This is a genomic window from Novacetimonas pomaceti (genome assembly GCF_003207955.1).
GTDB lineage: Bacteria > Pseudomonadota > Alphaproteobacteria > Acetobacterales > Acetobacteraceae > Novacetimonas > Novacetimonas pomaceti.
On record NZ_NOXG01000053.1, the window covers coordinates 1 to 5,826 of the forward strand.

Below are 5,826 nucleotides of genomic sequence, written 5' to 3' on the forward strand. Positions count from 1 at the left end.
GAACTGGCGAACAACCTGTTTCCATCCGGGAGCGATAGCCCCCGCCCAGGCTGGGAAGAGATTGGCGAGGCGATCCATGCCTCCACAACAGACGTTGAAAGGGCAGGACTGAAGCGCGCGACACAATATGCGCATTTTACGCCTGAACTGATCGTGCACGCGCTCTGGAACAAAGTGCTGCAGATGGGCTTCAGAGGCGGTTCCGTGCTTGAACCCGGCTGTGGGACCGGTCTCTTCATCGCGGCCCGACCGGAAAGGCTCGAGGGACGCATCGCCTTTACCGGGATCGAGAATGATCTGATTACGGCAAGGATTGCGCGCAGGCTCTATCCGAACCAGTGGATCCGCAGCGAGGACTTCACGACAGTGAAGCTCGCAGACGGGTATGACCTTACGATCGGTAATCCACCCTTTTCCAATCGCACCGTGCGTGGCCCGGAAGGTCTGGGACGGCTTGGCCTGAGCCTGCATGACTTTTTTATCGCCCGATCCGTCGAAGCACTCCGCCCAGGCGGCATCGCAATTTTCGTGACGTCCCGCCATACGCTGGACAAGACCGACAGCACCGCGCGCCGGACCATTGCCGACATGGCTGACCTCGTGGGGGCAGTCCGGCTCCCGGCCGGAGCAATGCGCGATGACGCCGGCACGGACGTGGTGGTGGACGTACTGGTGTTACGCAAGCGCATGATCGGCGACATGGCCGATGATGAGACCTGGCTGGAAACCGGCGCCCTTGCGGATAGCAACCAGGGTAACGGTCCGCTCCTCGTCAATCGCTACTTCCTCGACCATCCGGAGCAGGTGCTTGGCCGTCACGGCTGGACCACCACCCAGTTCGGTCCCGATTACACATGCGACGCGCGTGCCGACGGTAGGCTCGATGTGATGTTACCCCAGGCCCTGAGCCGGATCGGGCAGGACGTGCGCTTTCCGGAACCCCTGGACCAGCGCATTGTCCGGCCGGCGGGAGCCGGTGTGCTGGTCGGCACGGCTGCCGATGGCGCCCAACTGAAAGAGGGCTCCTACTTCGTCACGAAAGGCGTCCTGCAGCAGATCTGCGACGGACAGGCCACCACGGTCGCCATCAGGAAGGGGGATCAGAAGGATGGCCTCTTCCAGAAGCATGCCCGGATCATTGCCGCGCTGATACCCGTCCGGGATGCGGCACGCGCGGTGCTGCGAGCGCAGATGGAGAACCTGCCCTATGGACGCCTGCAGGGTGATCTGAAGCGTGCCTATTTCAGCTTTGTCCGACAGTTTGGCCCGATCAACCTGATGAATGTGACGGTCCGGATCGATCCAGAAACCGGGGTCGAAAACGAAACCCAGCGGCGACCGAACCTTACGCCATTTTACGATGATCCCGACGTCTGGCTGGTCTCGTCCATCGAGGAATACGACGAGGCGACACAGAAAGGTCGGATGGGACCAATTTTCTCGGAACGGGTCATTCATGCGCCTGCCGAACCCGAGATCCATTCCGCCCACGACTCCCTGGCCGTCTGCCTGCATGAAACAGGCGGCGTGGAAATGCCGCGGATCGCGGAACTCATGGGACAGTCCGAAGCTGAGGTCGCGGCCGCACTGGGGGATGCGGTTTATCTCGATCCTGTACGAAGCGTAGATGGTCGCGATGTCTGGGTCACGGCTGATGAAATGCTCTCCGGCGCCGTGCGGACCAAGCTGGAAGAGGCACGCGATGCAGCCCGGATCGATGGGCGCTACGCCCGGAACGTCACGGCGCTGGAAGCCGTCCAGCCAGCCGATCTGCGTCCGTCGGAGATCACCGCGCGCCTTGGCGCTCCCTGGTTGCCGGTCAGCGACATCATCGCCTTTACCGCCGAAGTGCTCGGAGTCGAAACGGTCATCTATCACGCGCCTGCGGTCGCCTGCTGGACCGTGGAGAAACGGGCGTTCATGGGCAAGGCCGAGGCTACGTCAGTCTGGGGAACGGAACGGCGACATGCCGGCGAACTGCTGGAAGATGCCCTGACACAGGCATCGCCAAAAATATGGGATGTCTGGCGTGATGGCGATGGCAATGAGCACCGCGAACTGAACACACAGGAGACGGAAGCCGCAAAGGAAAAACTGGCGGCGATCAGGCGTGCGTTCGAGACATGGGTCTGGCAGGATGGCGATCGGGCCGAGCGGCTGGTCCGGCTGTATAACGATACCTACAACAACCTGGTTGCACGCGCGTTTGATGGCTCCCATCTGCGCCTGCCCGGTGCAAGCACCACGATCAGCCTGCGCCCCCACCAGAAACGGGTCATCTGGCGGATCATCGCCGCGGGCGGCACGTATATCGCGCACGCGGTCGGCTCCGGAAAGACCTTCTCGATGGTTGCGGCCGTCATGGAGCAGAAGCGGCTTGGGCTGATCAGCAAGGCGATGATCGCCGTCCCCGGTCACTGCCTCGCCCAGATGGCCCGCGAATTCCTCATGCTCTACCCGACCGCACGGATCCTCGTCGCCGACGAGACGAACTTCGTGAAGGCAAAGCGCCAGCGGTTCCTCGCCCGGGCCGCGACCGGAAACTGGGATGCGATCATCATCACGCATGACGCATTCAGGTTCATCCCGGTGGAGGGGGATTTCGAACGCCAGATGATCGAGGCGCAGATCGCGTCTTACGAGGAAGTGCTGGAAAGCGTCGACGCGGCCGATCGCCTGTCGCGCAAGCGGGTCGAGAGCATGAAGGAGAAGATGCAGGCGAAGCTGGAAGGCCTTTCCGCTCGAAAGGACGATCTCGTGCATCTGGGAGAGATCGGTATCGACCAGATCCTCGTGGACGAGGCGCAGCAGTTCCGGAAGCTGAGTTTTGCAACCAACCAGTCCGACCTCAAGGGGGTCGATCCGAACGGCTCGCAGCGGGCCTGGGATCTCTTCGTGAAGACGCGCTACCTGGCGGCAAAAAATCCGGAGCGCCCGCTGATCATGGCGTCCGGCTCCCCCATCACCAATACGCTCGCCGAAATGTGGACGGTCAGCCGCTATATGGATCTTGAGGCGCTGCAGAAGCGCTACCTGCATGAATTCGATGCCTGGGCAGCCAATTTCGGCGAAACCCGTACCGAACTGGAACTGCAGCCAAGCGGGCTTTACAAGCCGGTCACGCGCTTCACCGAGTTCGTCAACGTCGCCGACCTCATGGCGATGTATCGCGACTTCGCGGATGTCGTGCAGCACGATGACCTGCGCCAGTACGTGACTCTGCCTGCGATCCGGGGCGGGCGTCGCGAGATTATTGTCGCGCCGACAAACGATAACTTCAGGGCCTACCAGAAGACGCTGGCGGCCCGCATCAACGCCATCGAAGCGCGCCAGGGGCGTCCCCAGAAGGGCGACGACATCCTCCTGTCCGTCATCACGGATGCCCGTCATGCCGCGATCGACCTGCGCTTCGTCGCCCCTCTCGCCGCGAATGATGACACGTCGAAGCTCAACCTGATGATCGGGAACGTGTTCCGGATCTGGCAGGAGACATCGGAAAGCCGTTACAGCGATCCTGAAACCGGTCGGCCGTACGACCTGCCGGGGGCGGTGCAGATGATCTTTTCGGATCTGGGCACCGAGAGCGCGATGGAGACACGCGGTTTTTCCGCCTATACGTGGATCCGCGATGAACTGATCCGCCTGGGCGTGCCGCGCGCGGAAATCGCGTTCATGCAGCACTACAGGAAGAGTGCGGCGAAGCAGAAGCTGTTCGGTGATCTCAATGCCGGCCGCAAGCGGATCCTGATCGGCTCGACGGCGACCATGGGCACCGGCGTCAACGCCCAGCAGCGCCTCAAGGCCCTGCACCATCTCGACGTGCCGTGGCTGGTCTCCGACATCATCCAGCGCGAGGGACGCATCGAGCGGCAGGGCAACCAGCACGCGGAAATCGAACTCTACGCCTACGCCCAGCAGGGTTCCGTTGACGCGACCAACTGGCAGCTCCTCGAACGCAAGCAGCGCTTTATTGGACTTGCGATGTCAGGTGACCGTTCCATCCGGCGGATTGAGGACATTGGCGGGGAAGGGGGAAACCAGTTCGCCATGGCCAAGGCGCTTGCCTCGGGCGATGCCCGGCTGATGCACAAAGCCGGGCTGGAGGCCGATCTTGCGCGGCTCGAGAGACTGGCGGCCGCCCATTATGACGACCAGTTCGCCGTAAAACGTGCCATCGACCGGGCCGAGCGTGAGATTGCGGGCGCGGAGCGCCAGATCCCGCTTATCGAGGCGGATATTGCCAGCCGTCAGCCCACGAAGGGGGATGCGTTCGTACTGCGTCGGGACAAGGGGGATGTCAGCGAGCGCGAGAAGGCCGGATCATGGCTCCTGTCCCAGATCCGCCTGGCGGCGAAAAACGGCGAGGCAGGCGTCTGGAACCTCGGACGCATCGGTGGGTTCGCCGTCATGTGCGAAGCTGGGCCTGCCCGTCGCGTGTACTACGAAAAGCGCGCGGTCGACGTGATGCTGTTTGTGGAAGCGCGCTCAGGCCGCATTGAAATCGGCGTCGAGGACGACACGAAGGGCCTTGGGCTGGCCTCGCGCCTCGAGCATGCGCTGCTTCGGATTGATGACGCGCTCCGTGATGCAATCCGGATGCGGGAGGAAGCGCAGCGTCGCCTGCCATCATACCGCGCCCGTCTGGGCCTGCCGTTCGCGGAACAGGCGATGCTTGATGAAAAGCGCGCTGAGCTGAAAGCGCTGGAAGACGATCTGGCGGCGACCGCGACCGATGAAGACCCGGCGCATGACGACACCGAGGACAGGGAGAAGGAAGAAGAGGTGGCAGCCTGAGAAGGGCTGCCATCTCCGGTCAGGCGCCGCAAGGGGGGGCGCCTCCCCGTGCTCGGCGTCTGCGCCGCCTGCGCGCGGGTCCGGTGCCGCCGCTGCGCGGCGCCCTTGCCCCGCCAGCCCGGTGCTGGCCGCCGGAGTGCATCAGGAAAGGCGTCCTGAGAACACGGAGTAAAAACCATGGAACTGCGCGAAGTTGATCCGAAAACCCTGCTCGACAACCCCGAAAACCCGCGGAAATCCGCGCCCAACGAGGCGGAAGAGCGCCAGCTGGCGCTGAACGTCAAGGCCGTCGGGATCATCCACCCGCCTTTGGTCCGCGAAACTCCTGACGGTCTGATGATTGTTGCAGGGCATCGCCGCCGGCGTGCCGCGGTCAAGGCCGGCCTGAAAACCATTCAGGTGACGGTGGCAGGCGATGATGCGGAACTGGACCGGATGCGTGCCGCATCGGAGAACATGATCCGTCAGCCCATGACCCAGGTTGAACAGTGGCGGGTTGTTGCCAGGCTTCGGGAGGAAAAAAAGTGGAATGACACCGCGATCTGCAAGGCGCTGATGCTCACACCGGTGCAGCTGAAGCAGATCGGCCGCCTGTCTGCCATCCTACCCGAGATTCTGGCGTGGATCGAGGCGGGCAAGGGGCCCGGCAATCGTGAACTGGCGAGCATCGCCCTTGCGTCCACCGCGCTGCAGGAACAGGTCTGGGGCCATTTCGGGTTTCCGGTTGGCTCGTCGCCGCCCGAGGATGTCGAAGCCTGCGAAGATGAGGGCGAGCAACAGCCCGACGGAAATTGGGAACCCGGTGCTGCCATCCCCGATTGGGACCGGATTGCGTCAGCCCTGCGGCAGGACCGTTTTTATGCAATCGAGGCCTCGTTTGATGACGCCATTGCAAAAAGCTGCCGGATCGCCTGGCAGGAAGATCTGTTCGGTGAAGCCGGGAAGGACGGCCGTTATACCGATGACGGCTTCGCCTATGAGAAGGCGCAGCGCCAGTGGCTGGGTCAGAACACGCCTGAAGACGCACTGATC

Annotated in this window: 2 protein-coding genes; both read left to right on the forward strand. The window is 62.9% G+C overall.

Annotated features, from left to right (window positions below; genetic code table 11):
* Positions 1 to 4,794: lactate dehydrogenase (locus tag CFR71_RS15060; RefSeq protein ID WP_110532130.1), on the forward strand; the 4,794-nt coding region annotated here is incomplete at its 5' end.
* Between the two features lie 177 nt (positions 4,795 to 4,971).
* Positions 4,972 to 5,826 (forward strand): ParB/RepB/Spo0J family partition protein (locus tag CFR71_RS15065; RefSeq protein WP_116790922.1); only part of this gene is annotated, 855 nt, incomplete at its 3' end.